The sequence below is a fragment of the Citrobacter sp. RHB35-C17 genome (genome assembly GCF_013816795.1).
GTDB classification, from domain to species: Bacteria; Pseudomonadota; Gammaproteobacteria; order Enterobacterales; family Enterobacteriaceae; genus Citrobacter_A; species Citrobacter_A amalonaticus.
On sequence record NZ_CP057150.1, the window covers coordinates 2,237,170 to 2,256,525 of the forward strand.

Annotated in this window: 20 protein-coding genes; 14 read left to right on the forward strand and 6 right to left on the reverse strand. The window is 54.9% G+C overall.

All coding sequences use genetic code 11. The features are described 5' to 3' along the window. Positions 1-2 precede the first annotated feature (2 nt). From HVZ37_RS10610 to urtE, 7 genes are all read left to right on the forward strand, one after another. Positions 3-404 (forward strand): rhodanese-like domain-containing protein, encoded by a 402-nt coding sequence (locus tag HVZ37_RS10610; RefSeq protein ID WP_130098218.1) that lies wholly within the window; start codon positions 3-5, stop codon positions 402-404. Between the two features lie 151 nt (positions 405-555). Further along, positions 556-1,659 carry a cobalamin-independent methionine synthase II family protein gene (locus HVZ37_RS10615; RefSeq protein ID WP_181628415.1) on the forward strand — a complete coding sequence of 368 codons (1,104 nt, stop codon included), beginning with the start codon at positions 556-558 and terminating at the stop codon, positions 1,657-1,659. 225 nt (positions 1,660-1,884) lie between these two features. Next, a complete protein-coding gene (gene urtA, locus HVZ37_RS10620) occupies positions 1,885-3,156 on the forward strand; it encodes an urea ABC transporter substrate-binding protein (protein ID WP_043000733.1) in 1,272 nt (423 codons plus the stop codon). A gap of 167 nt (positions 3,157-3,323) precedes the next feature. After that, positions 3,324-4,898 carry an urea ABC transporter permease subunit UrtB gene (gene urtB, locus HVZ37_RS10625; RefSeq protein WP_181628416.1) on the forward strand — a complete coding sequence of 525 codons (1,575 nt, stop codon included), beginning with the start codon at positions 3,324-3,326 and terminating at the stop codon, positions 4,896-4,898. Then, positions 4,898-5,971, forward strand: coding sequence for an urea ABC transporter permease subunit UrtC (gene urtC, locus HVZ37_RS10630; protein ID WP_043000731.1), 1,074 nt, complete (start codon positions 4,898-4,900; stop codon positions 5,969-5,971). The genes urtB and urtC overlap by 1 nt, the downstream gene beginning before the upstream one ends. Next, the gene (gene urtD, locus HVZ37_RS10635; protein ID WP_099434136.1) at positions 5,971-6,768 is read left to right on the forward strand and encodes an urea ABC transporter ATP-binding protein UrtD; all 798 of its coding nucleotides are present in this window, start codon (positions 5,971-5,973) and stop codon (positions 6,766-6,768) included. The genes urtC and urtD overlap by 1 nt, the downstream gene beginning before the upstream one ends. Before the next feature lie 9 nt (positions 6,769-6,777). Further along, positions 6,778-7,476: an urea ABC transporter ATP-binding subunit UrtE gene (gene urtE / locus HVZ37_RS10640; protein ID WP_043000729.1), complete on the forward strand. Its 699-nt coding sequence runs from the start codon at positions 6,778-6,780 to the stop codon at positions 7,474-7,476. 35 nt (positions 7,477-7,511) lie between these two features. On the opposite strand, the gene ydeE is transcribed toward urtE, so the two are convergent. Further along, complete coding sequence (gene ydeE, locus HVZ37_RS10645; RefSeq protein ID WP_061070143.1) at positions 7,512-8,699, reverse strand: efflux MFS transporter YdeE; 1,188 nt, start codon at positions 8,697-8,699, stop codon at positions 7,512-7,514. Positions 8,700-8,895: 196 nt separating this feature from the next. Between ydeE and eamA the strand changes: the two genes are divergently transcribed. Both eamA and HVZ37_RS10655 read left to right on the forward strand, forming a co-directional pair. Continuing rightward, the gene (eamA, locus tag HVZ37_RS10650; protein WP_181628417.1) at positions 8,896-9,798 is read left to right on the forward strand and encodes an O-acetylserine/cysteine exporter; all 903 of its coding nucleotides are present in this window, start codon (positions 8,896-8,898) and stop codon (positions 9,796-9,798) included. Positions 9,799-10,071: 273 nt separating this feature from the next. Next, positions 10,072-10,425 carry a nuclear transport factor 2 family protein gene (locus tag HVZ37_RS10655; RefSeq protein ID WP_044258874.1) on the forward strand — a complete coding sequence of 118 codons (354 nt, stop codon included), beginning with the start codon at positions 10,072-10,074 and terminating at the stop codon, positions 10,423-10,425. A 105-nt stretch (positions 10,426-10,530) separates the two neighbouring features. On the opposite strand, the gene marB is transcribed toward HVZ37_RS10655, so the two are convergent. From marB to marR, 3 genes are read right to left on the reverse strand one after another with little or no spacing between them, the layout of a single operon-like run. Beyond that, positions 10,531-10,749: a multiple antibiotic resistance protein MarB gene (gene marB / locus HVZ37_RS10660; protein WP_130098217.1), complete on the reverse strand. Its 219-nt coding sequence runs from the start codon at positions 10,747-10,749 to the stop codon at positions 10,531-10,533. A 33-nt stretch (positions 10,750-10,782) separates the two neighbouring features. Then, the gene (gene marA / locus HVZ37_RS10665; protein ID WP_139155862.1) at positions 10,783-11,163 is read right to left on the reverse strand and encodes an MDR efflux pump AcrAB transcriptional activator MarA; all 381 of its coding nucleotides are present in this window, start codon (positions 11,161-11,163) and stop codon (positions 10,783-10,785) included. Between the two features lie 19 nt (positions 11,164-11,182). Then, entirely contained in the window at positions 11,183-11,617 is a 435-nt protein-coding gene (gene marR / locus HVZ37_RS10670; protein WP_043000723.1) for a multiple antibiotic resistance transcriptional regulator MarR, read from the reverse strand. 259 nt (positions 11,618-11,876) lie between these two features. Between marR and HVZ37_RS10675 the strand changes: the two genes are divergently transcribed. Further along, entirely contained in the window at positions 11,877-12,539 is a 663-nt protein-coding gene (locus HVZ37_RS10675) for a MarC family NAAT transporter (protein ID WP_043000722.1), read from the forward strand. Positions 12,540-12,573: 34 nt separating this feature from the next. On the opposite strand, the gene HVZ37_RS10680 is transcribed toward HVZ37_RS10675, so the two are convergent. Next, positions 12,574-13,770, reverse strand: coding sequence for a sugar transporter (locus HVZ37_RS10680; protein WP_181628418.1), 1,197 nt, complete (start codon positions 13,768-13,770; stop codon positions 12,574-12,576). 93 nt (positions 13,771-13,863) lie between these two features. Then, positions 13,864-14,724 carry a LysR family transcriptional regulator gene (locus HVZ37_RS10685; RefSeq protein WP_044258879.1) on the reverse strand — a complete coding sequence of 287 codons (861 nt, stop codon included), beginning with the start codon at positions 14,722-14,724 and terminating at the stop codon, positions 13,864-13,866. Positions 14,725-14,823: 99 nt separating this feature from the next. On the opposite strand from HVZ37_RS10685, the gene sad reads away from it, so the two are divergent. The 4 genes from sad to HVZ37_RS10705 all read left to right on the forward strand — a co-directional run bounded on the left by sad (position 14,824) and on the right by HVZ37_RS10705 (position 19,252). Then, positions 14,824-16,212: a succinate-semialdehyde dehydrogenase gene (sad, locus tag HVZ37_RS10690; protein WP_125339707.1), complete on the forward strand. Its 1,389-nt coding sequence runs from the start codon at positions 14,824-14,826 to the stop codon at positions 16,210-16,212. Positions 16,213-16,313: 101 nt separating this feature from the next. Continuing rightward, entirely contained in the window at positions 16,314-17,903 is a 1,590-nt protein-coding gene (locus HVZ37_RS10695; protein ID WP_181628419.1) for a methyl-accepting chemotaxis protein, read from the forward strand. Positions 17,904-17,966: 63 nt separating this feature from the next. Continuing rightward, positions 17,967-18,893 carry a glutaminase B gene (gene glsB, locus HVZ37_RS10700; RefSeq protein ID WP_043000717.1) on the forward strand — a complete coding sequence of 309 codons (927 nt, stop codon included), beginning with the start codon at positions 17,967-17,969 and terminating at the stop codon, positions 18,891-18,893. Beyond that, a complete protein-coding gene (locus tag HVZ37_RS10705) occupies positions 18,893-19,252 on the forward strand; it encodes a DUF4186 domain-containing protein (protein WP_043000716.1) in 360 nt (119 codons plus the stop codon). Before glsB ends, HVZ37_RS10705 begins: the two co-directional genes overlap by 1 nt. The last annotated feature ends 104 nt before the right edge of the window (positions 19,253-19,356 follow it).

The following is a 19,356-nucleotide window of genomic DNA, read 5'->3' on the forward strand; positions in this document are numbered from 1 at the left end:
GAATGAGTCATGTCAATGAGTTTCCCGCCGCCGCATCCACCGTTGCGGTCAACCATTTCCTGTCGCGTCTGAGTCTGGAAACCGATTGTGCCGACGTCCATGAGAGTATGCGCAAGGGGGAACCCGATTTCGTCTTACTTCACGTGGTGGGAAAACCGGAGGCGTTTGCACGTCGTCATCTTCCCGGGGCGATTCATCTGCCGCACGCCATGATGACCGCCGAACGGATGGCGCAGTGGCCTGCGGATACGCTGTTCGTTGTTTACTGCGCCGGACCTCACTGTAACGGTGCCGACCGCGCGGCATTAACGCTCGCCAGACTGGGCATACCGGTAAAGGTCATGATTGGCGGCATCACCGGATGGGAAGATGAAGGGTTCGCGTTTTCCTGTCTTGCGGAGTGAAGATGAATTTTTTTCATTAGCCATGAATTTATCTCGTTTGCCTGTCCGACAAGGGTATGTCAATTTGGACGCATAGACATCCAGAAGTCTAAATGTTCAAATAAGAAACTATCACGTCAGGCAACCTTTGCCTGACGACGAAGGAGATCACATGCAAAGACAACAGGCCCCATTTCGCGCAGAAGTCGTAGGCAGCTTTTTACGTCCCGACGATATCAAAGTGGCTCGTCAGCAGTTTTCACACGGCGAGTTAAGCGCACCGCAGCTGCGCGCCATTGAAGACGACGCCATTCGTCGGGTGGTCGAACAGCAGTGCGCCTGTGGTCTGCATGTAGTGACGGACGGCGAGTTCCGTCGCGCCTGGTGGCATTTTGATTTCTTCGATGGTTTGCAAGGGGTCGAACGTTATGACTCACAGCAGGGAATTCAGTTTAACGGCGTACAGACCAAAGCACATGGCGTTCGGGTCACGGGTAAACTGGCGTTCGGCGATCATCCGATGCTGGAAGATTTTCGCTATCTGAAGAGCATTAGCGGTAACGCCCAGCCGAAGATGACGATTCCCAGCCCCAGCGTGTTGCACTTTCGCGGCGGACGTAAAGATATCGATGCCACGGTCTATCCGGATCTAAAGGACTATTTTGACGATCTGGCGACCACCTGGCGCGATGCGATCCACGCTTTCTATGCTGCAGGTTGTCGCTATTTGCAACTGGATGACACTGTGTGGGCTTACCTCTGTTCCGATGCTCAGCGCCAGCAAATTCGCGAACGTGGTGACGACCCTGATGCGCTGGCGCGAATTTACGCCGATGTGATCAACCGGGCGCTGGCGGAAAAACCCGCCGACATGACGGTGGGACTGCACGTATGTCGCGGCAACTTCCGTTCAACCTGGATCTCTGAAGGCGGCTATGAACCGGTTGCGGAGATCCTGTTCGGCAGCGTCAATGTCGATGCTTTCTTCCTGGAGTACGACAACGATCGCTCTGGCGATTTTGCGCCGCTGCGTTTTATCCGTCCTGGCCATCAGCAGGTGGTTCTGGGACTGGTGACGACGAAAAATGGTGAACTGGAAAACCCGGATGGCGTAAAAGCACGCCTGCAGGAAGCGGCACAATATGTCGACCACGCGCAAATTTGTCTCAGCCCGCAGTGCGGCTTTGCCTCAACGGAAGAGGGGAATTCGCTCACGGAAGCCCAGCAGTGGAACAAAATCAAACTTATCACCGAAATAGCTCAACAGGTCTGGTAAGTTGCCTCAATAATGCACACCGCGTTGCACATAAATAATGCAACGCGGGTATATTGTGGAGCATCCCCCGCGCGAAGCCTTGCAGGCCGCGCACGCCAACGCTTTTTCCTTTCTGCCTTCGTCCTGGCATCCTTTTTGCCTTATTCCTCCTGAACTCTTTTTTGCGCCGTGTTGTTTGTCGGTAGCACCAGAACTCACAGCATTTTTATTTTCAGGAGTGAAATTATGCAGCGTCGTACCTTACTCAAAGCGTTTGCCCTCTCGGCCTCGGTGGCTGCGATGGGACTCAGTTTTAGCGTTCAGGCCGCCGATACCATTAAAGTGGGCATTATGCACTCACTGTCCGGCACGATGGCGATCTCCGAAACACCGCTGAAAGATGTGGCTCTGATGACGATTGATGAGATCAACGCCAAAGGGGGCGTATTAGGCAAAAAGCTGGAACCGGTGGTGGTTGACCCGGCTTCGAACTGGCCGCTGTTCGCCGAGAAAGCCCGACAGCTGTTGAGCCAGGATAAGGTGGCGGTAGTGTTTGGCTGCTGGACCTCCGTGTCGCGTAAGTCAGTATTGCCGGTTTTTGAGGAGCTGAACGGCCTGCTGTTCTACCCTGTACAGTACGAAGGGGAAGAGATGTCGCCGAACGTCTTCTACACTGGCGCGGCACCCAACCAGCAGGCGATCCCGGCGGTTGAATACCTGCTGAGTGAGGATGGCGGGAGCGCCAAACGCTTCTTCCTGCTGGGCACCGACTATGTTTATCCGCGCACCACCAACAAGATCCTGCGTGCGTTCCTGCATTCGAAAGGGGTTGCGGATAAAGACATCGAAGAGGTCTACACCCCGTTTGGTCACAGTGATTACCAGACCATTGTCGCCAATATCAAAAAATTCTCCGCAGGTGGCAAAACGGCTGTCGTTTCAACCATCAACGGCGATTCCAACGTCCCGTTTTATAAAGAGCTGGCAAACCAGGGCCTGAAAGCCACCGATGTTCCGGTGGTCGCGTTCTCGGTGGGTGAAGAAGAACTGCGCGGGATTGATACCAAACCGCTGGTTGGCAACCTTGCCGCCTGGAACTACTTCGAATCGGTCGATAACGCCACCAACCAGAAATTTGTTGCCGATTATCGTGCATACGCCAAAGCCCATAAGCTGCCAAATGCTGACACCGTGGTGACAAACGATCCGATGGAAGCCACGTACGTGGGTCTGCATATGTGGGCGCAGGCCGTCGAAAAAGCCGGGACGACAGATGTCGATAAAGTTCGGGCGGCAATGGCCGGACAGTCCTTCCCGGCACCGTCGGGCTTTACGCTGACGATGGATGCCACCAACCACCATCTGCATAAACCGGTGATGATTGGCGAGATTGAAGGCAATGGTCAGTTCAACGTCGTCTGGCAGACTGAAGAACCGGTTCGCGCCCAGCCGTGGAGCCCGTTCATTGCCGGTAATGACAAGAAATCAGAACAACCAGTGAAAACCGCCAGCAACTAAAATCAACCGCTTCGGCGGGGGCAGACGGCGACATGCCCGATGGCGCAAGCTTATCGGGCCTACACCGAGCAGGGTTAAGCAGATGTAGGCCGGATAAGGCGAAAGCGTCGCAAGGTTTGTCAACGTGCTTATCCCTCCCGCAGAGGGTGACTTCTGGAGATCTTGACATGAAAGCCATGGGCTTTATTCGCGGTTTGTTGCTGGCGTTCGGGCTTCTGCCAGGGTTCGTTCAGGCCAGCGATGCCGACGCGTTTGTCGCCGCCAGCCGTACCATCCAGGCGCAACTGCTCGAACAGTGGGCGGCAACACCTGACCCTCAGCGTTTGCCGCTGCTGACGGCGCTGAGCCGGGAGGCGCTGCTCACCGACAGCACAAAACAGGCTTTCACCCGCGAGGGAACGCAGGTTGTGCCTCTGGGAACGGCCAGTAGCCCAACGGGAACGGTAAAACCCCTACGCCTGACCAACCGACTGCGCATTCTTGTTGCCGGTGCGCTGGCGACGCATCAACTCATTAGTGACAGCGTCACACAAAGGCTGGCGGCTACCCGTACGCTACAGCGCGACGCACAGCCGTCCATGCTGCCTTTTATCCAACAGCGCCTGGCACAGGAAACTGATGCGGAGGTGAAATCACGCCTGACCCGCGTTCTGGCTAACCTGCAACTGGCCAGTCCATCGGCGGAGATTCGCCGTCAGGCGATCATACTGTTGGGCGACTCCAGCGATCCGGAAATGCAGGCACGCCTGCAACCGTTTACTGACAAAGCGCATGAACCGGATGCCAGCGTGCGCGCGGTGGCCAGTGACAGCCTGGCGCGTATCCAACAGCGAATGGCGATTGGCGATCTGCTTGGACAGGCGTTTATGGGGCTGTCGCTTGGATCGGTGCTGCTGCTGGCGGCGCTCGGTCTGGCGATCACCTACGGCCTGTTGGGAGTGATCAACATGGCGCACGGCGAAATGCTGATGCTCGGGGCTTACTGTACGTGGATGGTGCAACAGGCGATGGCGCAGTTTGTCCCGCAGTGGCTGGCCTTTTATCCGCTGGTTGCCTTGCCGGTTGCCTTTATGTTTACCGCAGGCGCGGGAATGATTCTGGAACGCGGGGTGATCCGCCATCTTTACGGACGTCCACTGGAAACGCTGCTGGCGACGTGGGGTATCAGCCTGATGCTGATCCAGCTTGTGCGGATGACCTTCGGGGCACAAAACCTGGAGGTGGCGAATCCGGCGTGGCTGTCGGGTGGTGTACAGGTTTACGCCAGTCTGGTGCTACCGTGGAACCGCATTGTGGTACTGGGGTTCGCGCTGCTGGTGCTGTTCTTCACCTGGCTGCTGCTGAACAAAACGCGGCTGGGCATGCGGGTACGCGCTGTGACCCAGAACCGCAGTATGGCGGCCTGCTGCGGTGTTCCGACGGGGCGTGTGGATATGCTGGCCTTTGGTCTGGGTTCAGGTATTGCCGGACTTGGCGGCGTCGCCCTGTCGCAACTGGGTAACGTCGGTCCGGAACTGGGCCAGGGCTATATCATCGACTCCTTTCTGGTGGTGGTGCTGGGCGGCGTCGGCCAACTTGCCGGTAGCGTGGCGGCGGCGTTCGGTCTCGGCGTATTCAACAAAATCCTCGAACCGCAGATGGGTGCGGTACTCGGGAAGATTGTCATTCTGGTGTTGATCATTCTGTTTATCCAGAAGCGACCCCAGGGACTGTTTGCTCTGAAAGGGAGAGTCACCGAATAATGACCATGCCAATGACCTTAACACTGGCGCGTAAAGCGCCGCGTATCAGTCGGGTGCTGGCGGGGATTATCCTGCTGGCGCTGATGGTGCTGCCGTTTCTTGCCTTGCTACCCGCCGATCATCCGCTGGCGATTTCCGTGTGGACATTGACGCTTGCCGGGAAAATTCTTTGCTATGCGGTGGTGGCGGTCGCCCTGGATCTGGTCTGGGGGTATGCCGGGATGCTGTCGCTGGGACACGGGCTTTTCTTTGCGCTTGGCGGTTACGCGATGGGGATGTATCTGATGCGCCAGGCCTCCGGTGAAGGGCTGCCCGCGTTTATGTCCTTTCTCTCCTGGAGCGAGTTGCCGTGGTTCTGGTGGGGAACCCAGCATTTTGCGTGGGCAATGGCGCTGGTGGTACTGGTGCCCGGCGGACTGGCGCTGATCTTTGGCTACTTCGCTTTCCGCTCGAAGATTAAAGGCGTCTACTTTTCGATCATGACGCAGGCGCTGACCTTCGCCGGTATGTTGCTGTTCTTTCGTAATGAGACCGGTTTTGGCGGCAACAACGGGTTTACCGGTTTTACCACGCTTCTGGGGCTGTCGGTCACTGCCACCACCACCCGTATCGGACTGTTTCTGGCGACGCTAGGGTTGCTGGTACTGGCATTGTGGCTGGGGTTTGCGCTGGCGCGCAGTAAGTTTGGCCGGATCCTCACCGCCGTGCGCGACGCGGAAAACCGGCTGATGTTTTGCGGCTATGACCCGAAAGGTTTCAAATTGCTGGTCTGGACGCTCTCTGCCGTGTTGTGCGGGTTGGCAGGCGCACTGTATGTGCCGCAGGTCGGGATCATTAACCCCAGCGAAATGTCGCCCACTAACTCTATCGAAGCCGCCATCTGGGTGGCGCTCGGCGGGCGTGGCTCGCTGATCGGCCCGGTCATTGGTGCGGTGATGGTAAACGGTGCCAAAAGCCTCTTCACCGTCATCATGCCGGAATACTGGCAGCTGTTTCTGGGGCTGATCTTCATCGGCGTCACGCTGTTTTTACCCCGTGGCGTGATTGGCCTGTTTCGTAAAGGAGACAAATAATGCAGCCGGATGAAGGCCTTTTTACCCGCCAGGTTCCCGGCGATCGCTATCGCCAGCAGACGGACCCGGTGCTGCAACTGGAAAACATCAACGTCAGCTTTGACGGTTTTCAGGCATTAACCAATCTCACGCTGAATATTGGCGTGGGCGAACTGCGTTGCGTCATTGGTCCTAACGGCGCGGGGAAAACCACGCTGATGGATGTGATTACCGGGAAGACGCGTCCGCAAAGCGGAAAGGCGCTGTATGACCAGTCAACCGATCTGACCGCGTTGGATCCGATCGCCATTGCCCGTCAGGGTATTGGTCGTAAGTTTCAAAAGCCGACGGTGTTCGAAGCGCTGACGGTGGCAGAAAACCTTGAGCTGGCGATGAAAAACGATAAATCGGTGTGGGCGTCACTGCGCGCAAGGTTAAACAGCGAACAGCGCGACCGCATCGATGAGATGCTTGGCTTGCTGCGCCTGCGGACCGAAAGAGGGCGCCATGCCGGGATGCTGTCACACGGCCAGAAGCAGTTTCTCGAGATCGGTATGCTGTTGGTGCAGGAGCCGCACCTGCTATTGCTGGATGAACCCGCCGCTGGCATGACCGATGCAGAGACGGAATATACTGCAGAACTGTTTCGTACGCTGGCGGGCAAACATTCGCTGATGGTAGTGGAGCATGATATGGGCTTTGTAGAAACCATCGCCGACCACGTCACGGTGCTCCATCAGGGAAGCGTACTGGCGGAAGGCAGTCTGCGTGAGGTGCAGGCCAACGAGCAGGTGATTGACGTCTATCTTGGGCGCTAAGGAGTACAGATGCTACAGGTAAATGAACTGAATCAATATTATGGTGGCAGCCATATTCTGCGCGGCGTCACCTTTGACGCCAGCCCTGGTGAAGTGACCTGTCTGCTGGGTCGCAACGGCGTCGGTAAAACTACCTTGCTGAAATGTCTGATGGGGCTGATACCGGCGCGTAGCGGAACGGTGACCTGGCAGGAAAAGAACATCACCCATCGCAAGCCGCATCAGCGGGTACAAGCGGGCATCGCGTATGTGCCGCAGGGCCGCGAAATTTTCCCGCGACTGACGGTGGAAGAAAACCTGTTGCTGGGGCTGTCGCGCTTTTCGTCACGCGAAGCGAAAGCGGTTCCGGAAGAGATCTACACACTATTCCCGGTACTGAAAGAGATGAAACAGCGGCGCGGCGGCGATCTCTCCGGAGGTCAGCAGCAGCAACTGGCGATTGGCCGTGCGCTGGCGAGTCGTCCGCAGTTATTAATTCTCGATGAACCGACGGAGGGGATTCAGCCGTCGGTTATCAAAGAGATAGGACAGGTGATCGCTCAGCTCGCCCGGCGTGGCGATATGGCGATTCTGCTGGTTGAGCAGTTCTACGACTTTGCAGCGGAACTGGCGGATAACTATTTGCTGATGTCGCGCGGTAGCATTATTCAACGCGGACGCGGCGAAAATATGGAATCGGAAGGGGTACGCGGTTTAGTGGCTATCTGACAGACGTGCAGGCCTTGGACCTGCACGACATCAGCTCAACACAACGCCGGTTGGCCCCAGGGTCTGACCCGCATGCCTTTAAGCATCAGCGCCCACGCGACAATAATCGCCACTATCAGGACGATAAACAGCGTCCAGGCGGGGAAAGAGGTCAGAATGACGCCGCTGGCCAACGGGTTAAACGCCGCACCCAACCAACCCAGCGACTGCGCGGAGAAATAACTGGCCTTCATACCCGGTGGGGCGATGTTATCGATCAACATGTATTCACCTGGTGCGTAGATCACTTCACCAAGCGTAAAGATCGCGGCGGATACGCCCCAGAGTAGCAGGCTGTTGCCGGAGATCATGAATCCGCCGAGACCAATGACAAAACAGACAGTGCCAAAGCCCATCAGCGGACGAATGTTAGCCGGCGTCAGTCTGCGCCCCACGGCATACTGCAAGCTGACGACCACCGCGGCGTTGACGGGCAACACCACCGCCACGACTTTCTCAGCGAAATTGCCATCGGCGACGACCATCACGTACTGAGAGAGACAGGACGCAAACGCACCGGAAACAAACGAGGCCAGAAACGCCGACAGCGTAAACCAGAACAGCGCTTTATCGTGCAGCAGTACCGCAGGCGACCAGGCGACGCTGTTTTCGCTATTAACGGCGGCGGCAGAACGCTTGACCAGAAGCTGGATAAACACCAGCGGAAAGGCGGAGCAGAAGGCGGCGAGCCAGAAGGGTAAGTTGATGCTCTGCATCACCAGCAGCGTGCCGAGCGGCGGGCCAACGGTCCAGCCGATATTCAGTACCGTATAGTTGAGCGAAAAGATTTTTGCCTTCGCGCCGGGCGAAAGATGGTCGGCAAACCAGGCTTTCAGCACGGTGGCAAACACCGAATAAGCGCAGTTGATCAGGGCAAAAAGCAGCACCACCAGCATCACGCTATCAACCAACGGAATGGCGATAAAGCCAAAGGCAAAGGCGGAAATCGCCAGAAGCATGTAGCGCTTCTTGTCGAATTTGTCCGCCAGAATGCCAAAGCCAAGGCTAAAGACCACGCCGATGGTCAACGCAATGGTCATGGCATAGCCGATCAGATCCACGCTCAGGTCGTACTGGCGACTCAGATAAATGGTCATGAAGGGCAGCGTTGCGCCACGACCGATCGTCAGTAACAGTGAGGAGGCGAGTAAAGCAAGGGTGGATCGTCTCAGCGTTTTGTTCATTTCTCTGCCCGACAGTGCGTTTCGTTATATTTGTTTTAGATATGTAAAGAAATAACACGGCAAAAGTGTGATGTATAGCGGATAAATTGTTCTATTGTGCACTGCTATCCCTACCAGAATTAATGATCTGTTGCGGGCTACTCATTTCCGTTACTTTAACTTGTTTACAAAAATTTAAACTTCGCGGAGCGGTGGTATGACGCGCAAAGACGGGCTGTTGGCATTACTGGTGGTGGTGGTTTGGGGGCTGAACTTTGTTGTCATTAAGGTGGGGCTGCATGCAATGCCACCGCTGATGCTGGCGGGGTTGCGCTTTTTGCTGGTGGCGTTTCCGGCGATATTTTTTGTTGCGCGTCCGCATATTCCGCTGTCGCTGCTGCTCGGTTACGGCCTGACAATCAGCTTCGGTCAGTTTGCCTTTCTGTTTTGCGCGATCAAGTTTGGCATGCCAGCTGGACTGGCGTCGCTGGTATTGCAGGCTCAGGCCTTTTTCACCATCGTGCTGGGCGCATTTGCCTTTGGCGAACGTTTGCAGGGCAAACAAATTGCCGGAATTGCGCTCGCAATTTTTGGTGTGCTGGTGCTGATTGAAGGCAGCCTCAACGGACAGCATGTCGGGATGCTCGGCTTTATGCTGACGCTGGCGGCGGCATTTAGCTGGGCCTGCGGCAATATCTTCAATAAAAAAATAATGGGGCATGCCTCGCGCCCGCCGGTAATGTCGCTGGTGGTCTGGAGCGCACTGATTCCGATACTGCCGTTCTTTGCAGCGTCGCTGTTGCTCGACGGCGCGACGCAAATCGTTGAAAGCCTGATTGCCATCGATCTGACCACGATCTTATCGCTGGTCTATCTGGCCTTTGTTGCCACGATAGTCGGCTACGGGATCTGGGGGACGCTGCTCGGGCGTTATGAAACCTGGCGTGTTGCGCCGCTCTCCCTGCTGGTGCCGGTGGTGGGACTGGCCAGCGCGGCGCTGCTGCTCGACGAAACGCTGAGCGCATTGCAGCTGTTTGGCGCGGTGCTGATCATGGCCGGTCTGTACATCAATGTGTTTGGTTTTCGCTGGCGCAGAACGGCGCAGGTGAGGGGATCGTAGGTCGGAAAAAGCAAATAGCGCAGGGATTGCCTGATGTCGCTGCGCTGATCAGGCCTGGCAGGTAAAAACTGACGTTAATATTATCACAATCATCAATTGTCATTTAATACTTAGAAGTGAATTTAAAAATAGTAACAGATATTTTAATAGAGCAGCCATGTACAGGCTGCTCTATTTTTAAGTAATGGCTATATTTTAAATAAATGTTGAACTTGATAATTTTTTGATGATATGTTACGACGAGGGAATGTTCACAGGTTGGAGGTAAATTATATGACGCCAAAAGAGATACTTTGCCAATGGGTTGACGCATTTAATAATGCTGATATAGAAACTATTTCAGAATTATATGATGAGAATGCAATAAATCATCAGGTTGCCAATGAGCCAGTTATTGGTAAAGAGGCGATAAAGAAAATGTTTGAGCAAGATTTTTCTTACACGGATATGGTTTGTATCGTTGAAAACATTTTCGAAGATGGACAATGGGCAATTTTAGAGTGGCGTGACCCATTAGGTCTGAGAGGTTGCGGTTTTTTCCAAATAGTAAATAATAAAATTTTATTTCAAAGAGGCTACTGGGATAAGCTAACTTTCTTGAAGCAGCATAATTTGCCTATTGAATAAAATGAATACGTAAAAGAAGAGCGAAAACGGCGCTGCGGGAAATTTTAAGAATATAACGATCAGGGGGATAAAAAAAGCCCCGCTTTTCAGCAGGGCGAAAACGAATCACAGGCTGTGCCGGTTGTAATAGGGCACGCCCAGTTCGTCGGACTTGTCACTTCCCGCGCCCATGTGATTAAAATCAAACGGCGACTGTTCCTGTGAAGTGGGGACAATCATCGTGTCACGACTGTTTGTCGTGGTGGGCTGCGCGGATTGCTCCGCAACGCTCTGACCTGAGACAACAAGCAGCAGGACCAGCATTGCAGAAGACAACAGTTTCATGATTTCCTCGATTACGTCGTTTACAGGCGATGGTTAGTTACAATGGTTCAGCGGTAGCAAATACCGCGATTCGCCGCGCATATTGGTAATACGGTATTTATGCGGCGGAACGTCGAAATAGTTTTTGAATGTCCGGGTCAGCGTCTGCTGCGACTCGAAACCGTAACGTTCTGCCAGATATAAAATCGGCTCGTTACTCTCTTTTAATTTCTGCGCTATTTCGGTCATTTTACGGCTGCGGATGTACTGGCCTAATGAATGGCCGGTCTCTTTTTTGAACATCCGCTGCAGGTGCCATTTGGAGTAACCTGAACGCTCAGACACTTTTTCCAGTGAGAGCGGCGATTCCAGGTTATCTTCGATCCAGTCCAAAATGCTATGAATGGTGATAGCGTCAGTATTGCGTCTGGACATCGTCATACCTCTTCTTGTTTTACGGCAGTACTTTCTTAAGCAAATGCTCAAGTGTTGCCACTTCGTCCGCCGTTAAGTTTTTTGTTAATTCCTGGTGCAGGTCTTGTCCTACTAATTGATGACATTGCTCACAAATTGCCGCGCCGTGTTCGGTGAGTTTCACCAGCACACCGCGTTTGTCATGTGGGTTAGGCAGTCTGTCAATCCAGCCTTTGCAGACCAGACGCTCGAGCATGCGCGTTAAGGCGCCGAGATCGACAGACAACACTTTTTTCAGTTCAACCGGGGTAATGCAGCCCGCACAGCGGATAGAGCAGAGCACCTTAAACTGTGCTGCCGTGATATCCAGCGGCGAGAGATAGTCGTTCAACAGACGATCTTTCTTCTGATTGACCATGTGGATCAAGCGCCCCAGTGGGATGATTTCATTGAATAAGTCACTGGTGCTTTTCACAATGGTTGCCCTGGCAAGTATTTAGTTACGGCAGATAATATTGCCCAGGCAACTATAAGTCAAACGAATGGATTTACCGATCACACGTTTTGCTAAAAGCGAAAAGACACGCGCTGTGTCACATTTTATTTAGTTAATGATAATTAGCGGTTATCTCTCAGGTCGCTAACGAATGCTTACAGCACCAGAATGGCTAACTTCATGGTTTTCCACTTATACTTGCCGCTAATACATGGGTGAAACAGGAATGACGGCCAATATGATGGATTTGTTTAAAGCAATAGGGCTGGGGCTGGTAGTGATTCTCCCTCTGGCGAATCCGTTGACGACCGTCGCGCTGTTTCTCGGCCTTGCCGGGAACATGAACAGCGCAGAACGGAATCACCAGTCGTTAATGGCATCGGTTTACGTGTTTGCCATCATGATGGTGGCCTACTATGCGGGCCAACTGGTGATGAATACTTTCGGTATCTCCATTCCGGGCCTGCGTATCGCCGGGGGGTTAATTGTGGCGTTCATCGGTTTCCGCATGCTGTTTCCGCAGCAAAAAGCGCATGAATCGCCGGAGGCGCGGAGCAAGTCGGAAGAGCTGGAAGATGAGCCGACCGCCAATATCGCGTTTGTGCCGCTGGCAATGCCAAGCACGGCGGGGCCGGGGACCATTGCGATGATTATCAGCTCTGCCTCAACGGTGCGTCACGGCACGGATTTTCCTGACTGGGTGATTACCGTCGCGCCGCCGCTCATCTTTGCCCTGGTGGGGGTGATCCTGTGGGGATGCTTACGCAGTTCCGGGGCGATTATGCGTCTGGTGGGCAAGGGCGGTATTGAAGCCATTTCCCGGCTGATGGGCTTTCTGCTGGTCTGTATGGGCGTGCAGTTTATTATTAACGGCGTGCTGGAAATTATTAAAACCTACTGATCAAAAAGCCCGGTCGCGATGATCGGGCTGTCTGTCAGGAATGCTGTGGTTGTTCTTCTAATGAGACCGGCCATTTACGGAAGATAATCACCGACCAGATCAGCGCGGCAAGTGCCGGAACGGCCCCCACGTAGCCAATGGTTGACATCGACCAGTGCAGACTCACCTGATTTCCCACCAGCGCGCCCGCGCCAATACCAATATTGAAAATGCCGGAAAACAGCGCCATCGCTACATCCGTGGCATCCGGAGCCAGCGCCAGCACCTTCACCTGCATCCCGAGGCCAATCACCATGATGGCAATCCCCCAGAAAACGCTCAGAACAGCCAGAAGAGATTCACTGTCAGCGGCAGGTAACAGCAATACCAGGCAGAGCAGCAGCAGCGCGATGGCGATGCTGATGAGCGCCGAGGCATGGTGATTGCCGAGCTTGCCAAAGATGATGCTGCCGATAATGCCTGCACCGCCCAGCACCAGTAACAGTACGGTGGCGAAATTCGCGCTCAACCCGGCAACAGTCTGCACAAACGGTTCGATATAGCTGTACGCGGTGTAGTGCGCCGTCACCACCACCACCGTCAACAGATAGAGGCACATCAGCGCCGGACGGCGGAACAGCAGTGGCAGACTTTTCAGCGAGCCGGAATGTTCACTTGGTAATTTCGGCAGCAGCTTGATCAGGCAAATCAGGGTGATGAATGCCCCCATCCCGATGGCGAAGAAGGTGGTTCGCCAGCCAAAATACTGACCAACAATACGACCAAGCGGTAAGCCCAGCACCATCGCCAGCGCCGTTCCGGTGGCGAGTAAACTTAATGCCTGAGCGCGTTTGCCCGCGGGAGCAAGGCGGATCGCCAGTGAGGCGGTAATCGACCAGAAGATCGCGTGCGCAAAGGCAATCCCGATGCGGCTAATCACCAGCACGGTGAAGTTCCACGCCAGGAACGAGAGCACATGGCTGGCAATAAACAGCACAAACAAGCATATCAGCAGCTTACGCCGCTCAACCTGACTGGTCAGCAACATGAACGGCAGGGACAACAGCGCGACAACCCAGGCGTAGATCGTCAGCATGATCCCGACCTGTGCGGTCTGCATACTAAAACTCTGTGCGATGTCGGAAAGCAGACCCACGGGGACAAATTCTGTGGTATTGAAAATAAACGCAGCAATAGCCAGCGTAACGACCCGTAACCACGCGACTTTGCGGGAAACCGTTGGAGTTGTCATATGAATGAATCGGTTCGTTGCGAAAAGGAGAGGATGCGATCTTAAAACGTTTGCTGATGAAAAGACAACCGTTTTGTGATTCAGATCTCGTTTTCAGCATTGTTCCGTCAGCAGCTCAATGAACGCTTCCAGTTGGCGCATCTTCGCCCCGCGCCGCCAGACCAGCCAGGTCGTCAGCCAGCGCCAGTTACCGGACAGCGGCCAGGCCTCAACCTGTTGATGTCCGGGCATACTTTCCAGCATCGAACGGGGGATTAACGCGATACCGGCACCGGCGATCACACAGGCCAGCATGCCGTGATAGGACTCCATTTCGTGGATCGTGCCTGGCATTGCCCGATCGGCATGAAACCAGCTTTCGAAATGGCGGCGATAGGAACAATTGGCGCGAAAGGCGTAAATGTGACTGCCGTTGACCTCGCTGGCGCGTGTCACTGGCGGGTGACCGTGCGGCGTAACCACCATCATCTCTTCCTGATACACCGGCATCCCTTCAAGACCGGGGTGGGTAATCGGTCCGTCCACAAAGGCGGCATTGAGATGACCCTGAAGCACGCCGTCCAGCATGTTGCCAGAAGGCCCGGTCGCCAGGGAGAACTGGATTTTGGGGTAGCGCTGATTGTAGCGAGCAAGCGTAGCCGGTATGCGTACCGCGGCGGTGCTTTCCAGCGCGCCCAGTGAGAACAGCCCCTGAGGTTCATCACCCGCGACAACCATTCGCGCCTCGTCAACCAGCGCGAGGATCTGCTGACTGTAGCGCAGAAAGTTGTGCCCGGCGGGGGAAAGGCGCAGGCGCTGATTCTCGCGAATAAACAGATCGACGCCGAGATCGGCCTCCAGTTGGCGAATGCGGGTGGTGAGATTGGAGGGGACACGGTGCACCTTCGCCGCTGCCTGGGTGATGCTGCCCGTTTCGGCAACTGCGTTAAACATCTCCAGTTGGGTCAGATCCATGATGTTCTCTCATTGTGAATATTTTGGTTAATATTATTCATTTTTCGGAAAGAGTAAATGCGTCCATGATGATCGCATCAAGAACGATGGAGAGACTGTATGACGATTTCACCGGCAACCCACGCCATTTCCACCAACCCGTACAATGGCGAACGCCTTTCAGCACTGCCGTGGTCTACGGCCCAGGACATTGAACAGGCGCTACAGCTTGCGGCCGTGGGATTTCGCGACTGGAAACAGACTACGGTGGCGTATCGGGCGCAGAAATTACGTGACATCGGCCAGGCCTTACGCGTGCGTGGCGAAGAGATGGCACAGTGCATTACCCGTGAGATGGGCAAACCGATTAAACAGGCGCGTGCAGAAGTGGCAAAATCGGCGGCACTGTGTGACTGGTATGCAGAACACGGCCCGGCGATGCTGGACGCTGAACCCACGCAGGTGGAAAACCAACAGGCGGTCATTGAGTATCGTCCGTTAGGTACCATTCTGGCGGTCATGCCGTGGAACTTTCCGCTGTGGCAGGTGCTGCGCGGAGCGGTGCCGATTTTGCTGGCCGGTAATGGCTATCTGCTTAAGCCTGCGCCGAACGTTATTGGCTGCGCGCAAATCATCCGCCAGGTTTTTGCTGATGCAGCGATACCCGTCGGCGTCTACGGCTGGCTGAATGCGGATAATCAGGGCGTCAGCACATTGATAAACGATGCGCGGATTGCGGCCGTGACGGTGACCGGTAGCGTGCGTGCAGGGGCAGCCATTGGCGCTCAGGCCGGAGCCGCGTTGAAAAAATGTGTGCTGGAACTGGGAGGTTCCGATCCGTTTATTGTGCTTAACGATGCCGATCTGGATCTGGCAGTGCAGGCGGCGGTGGCCGGACGCTACCAAAATAGTGGGCAGGTTTGTGCGGCGGCGAAACGCTTTATTCTCGAAGAGGGGATCGCAGAGTGTTTTATCGGGCGCTTTGTGGCGGCTGCCGCCGCGCTGAAGCAGGGCGATCCGCTGGCGGAGGAGAGCGAACTCGGACCGATGGCGCGTGCCGATCTGCGTGACGAGTTGCATCAGCAGGTGCAGGCGACGATTGCCGAAGGCGCTGAGTTACGACTTGGCGGTGAGATGCTGTCCGGAGCCGGTAATTTTTATCCGGCCACGGTGCTGACTAACGTAACCCCTGAGATGACGGCGTTTCGCGAAGAACTGTTCGGGCCGGTTGCGGCGATCGCCATAGCGAAGAGTGCTGAGCATGCGCTGGAACTCGCAAACGACAGTGACTTTGGTCTGTCGGCGACCCTTTTTACTGCCGATGAAGCCCGGGCACTGGAGATGGCCGCACGTCTGGAATGCGGCGGTGTCTTTATCAACGGCTTTAGCGCCAGCGATGCCCGGGTGGCGTTTGGCGGCGTGAAGAAGAGCGGCTTTGGTCGCGAACTCTCGCACTTTGGTCTGCGTGAATTCTGTAATGTGCAGACCGTCTGGAAGAACCGACGCTAATCTTTCGGGCGCTCTGCGGGGCGCCTTGTCACATTTCTGCCATAGTTTTGTCATTTACGCTTCGTAGACTCGCGCTTAACGTGTTGATACTGAAGAATATTATGAACTTAACTCAAATTTTACGTCGCGTTGCGCGCCGTTTTCTACCGCAGCAGTTTGGCCTGTTAACCGGGATTTTTTGCATCATTGCGCTGTTTTCCGTGCTGCAAATGACGTCGTCATTGATGCTGTCGTTTTCTGTCAGTCAGGCCCGGGAAAACGAGCAGCGTAACCAACAGGCGTTGCGTCAACAGACAAAAGTTGAAGAGGCACGGATTGCGCTTCTGACCGCCAGCGATCTGCTCAATCGGGCGGGTGTTTACTTTATGCAGGATGCCGCCACGGGTTCTGAAGGCAGCTGGCAGCTGTTGATTGACGAAGCCCGGCAGGCGTTAACTCAGTCGACAACCGCGTGGAAGGCATGGCGCGAAATGAACCCGCAGGCGGACGACGGGCTGGTCGACAGCTATCAGCGTTTTAGCGGCGGTATCCAGGAACAGGTGACAGGGCTAAGTAAGACGCAGTCGATTGACGCGTTCTTTGCGGTGCCCATTCAGGCGTTTCAGGCTGACTTCAATGATAACTATGCCAGAGTGCAAAAAGTCACTGCCCAGGAGCGGGAGAGTGGACGACAACAACTGCTGGATCGTCTACTCAATCTTCAGCATCTGTTCTTACTCCTGCCGATAATGCTGCTGGCCATTGCGATCGCGGTCTGGTGGGGGATGTCGCGCTGGGTGATTTCTCCGCTGCGTCGGCTGATCGCACATATTGATATTCTGGCGGCAGGCGATCTCTCACAGCCGCTTCCTGCCGTACCTGGGTCTAACCGGGAAGTGTCGCAGCTCCACGTAAGAATTGGTGCGATGCAGCAGGGGCTACGTGAGCTGGTCCAGCAGGTCAGTGAGGCAACGACGGCGATGGCTGACAATATCGAAAGGCTGGCGCAGAACAATACGCGCTTGTATCAGCAGTCGGCGAAACAGAGTGAAGAACTGCATAACGTCACCTCGCATATTTCTGTGCTGGAAACGCACGTTGAAGATAACAGCGGATATGCCCAACTGGCGAATCAGCGTGCGGAAGAAGCGCGCGCCATTGCGGCAGGCGGTGACCGAATGATGGATACCGTGAATCGTTCAATGCAGGCGATTGTGACGCGCTCGGCGGAAATGCGCGGGATTATTGCGCTGATTGATAACGTCGCCTTCCAGACTAATATTCTGGCGCTGAACGCGGCTATCGAAGCCGCCCATGCCGGTGAGCAGGGACGCGGCTTTGCGGTGGTGGCAAGAGAAGTGGGATTGCTGGCGCGCAAGAGCAGTCAGTCCACGCAGGATATTCAGGCGCTGATCTATCACTCTCTGCAAGGAATAGAAGAAGGGTCAAGCGCAGTGACGCATCTGGAAGAGAACTTACAGCAGGTGATCGCGCTGGTGGAAAATCTGGGCGCCTCGCTGAATGATATCTCCGCGGCGACGCTGCATCAGGGAGCCCGAATCCATCAAATGACGCGTCAGCTGCAAGCGCTGAACCTGGTCGCGCGTGATACCCGCGAACTGGTGGATACGGCATCGGCTTCCTCGCAGCAGTTGCATAATGAATCGCACCAGTTGATTCACGCCGTGGCGAGATTCCGACTTCCGGCCTGACGTGGGGTATTCCGCTCTGTTATACTCGCAGCCCTTTTCAGACCGGCAGGCAAGGAGCGTGGTGTGGCAATCACTCTGGACAATTCAATTTTAGAGGCCATTCTGGCGGAGGTTCGCCCGCTGATAGGTCAGGGCAAGGTTGCGGACTATATTCCCGCGCTGGCCTCGGTTGACGGGTCCCGACTGGGTATTGCGATTTGCACCGTGGAAGGTCAGCTCTGGCAGGCCGGGGATGCGACTGAACGCTTTTCCATTCAGTCAATTTCAAAGGTACTCAGTCTGGTGGTGGCAATGCGTCACTATTCAGAGGATGAGATCTGGCAACGGGTGGGGAAAGATCCGTCCGGTTCGCCGTTTAATTCGCTGGTGCAGTTAGAAATGGAGTACGGCATTCCGCGTAATCCGTTTATTAATGCCGGGGCGCTGGTTGTCTGTGACATGTTACAGGGGCGACTCAGCGCACCGCGTCAGCGTATGCTGGAAGTGGTTCGTGCGCTGAGTGGTGTGCCGGATATCGCTTATGATGCGCTGGTGGCCCGTTCAGAGTTCGAACACTCCGCCCGTAATGCCGCCATTGCCTGGCTGATGAAATCCTTCGGTAATTTTCATCATGACGTGACGACGGTCCTGCAAAACTATTTTCATTACTGTGCGCTGAAAATGAGCTGTGTGGAACTGGCGAAGACGTTTGTCTTTCTGGCGAACCAGGGGAAAGCGTTTCATCTTGATGAGCCCGTGGTGACGCCGATGCAGGCACGACAGATCAATGCGCTGATGGCGACCAGCGGAATGTATCAGAACGCCGGGGAATTTGCGTGGCGTGTTGGCTTGCCCGCGAAATCAGGTGTAGGCGGGGGGATTGTGGCGATAGTGCCGCATGAGATGGCGATCGCCGTGTGGAGTCCTGAACTGGATCCGACCGGGAATTCGCTCGCGGGTATCGCTGCGCTGGAACAACTGACTCAACGCTTAGGACGTTCAGTTTACTGATGAACACGTTTGATCCGCTTTTTGCCCGTCTGTCGCGCTCGCCGTTTCGCTCCCGTTTTCGTCTGGGCACGAAAGAGAGACAGTATTGCTGGGATAAAGGAGCAGAGGTTATCGATCAACATGCTGCGGATTTTGTGGCGAAGCGACTTGCGCCAGCCGCACCGGTCAATGACGGCAAACAAACGCCGATGCGCGGTCATCCGGTATTTATCGCCCAACATGCCACGGCGACCTGCTGTCGCGGCTGTCTTGCTAAATGGCATAATATCGCCCAGGGACAGCCGTTGAGCGATGAGCAACAGCAGTATGTGGTCGCTGTTATCCATCACTGGTTAGTGCTTCAAATGAATACACCGTAATAATTAAATGGTTACGTTAATCCCATAAAATAAGCATGGTTTATTGCTGGCGGATTTAACAAATAAAAATGTTAACGCAGCTGGAGTACGACTACCTTTGAGAA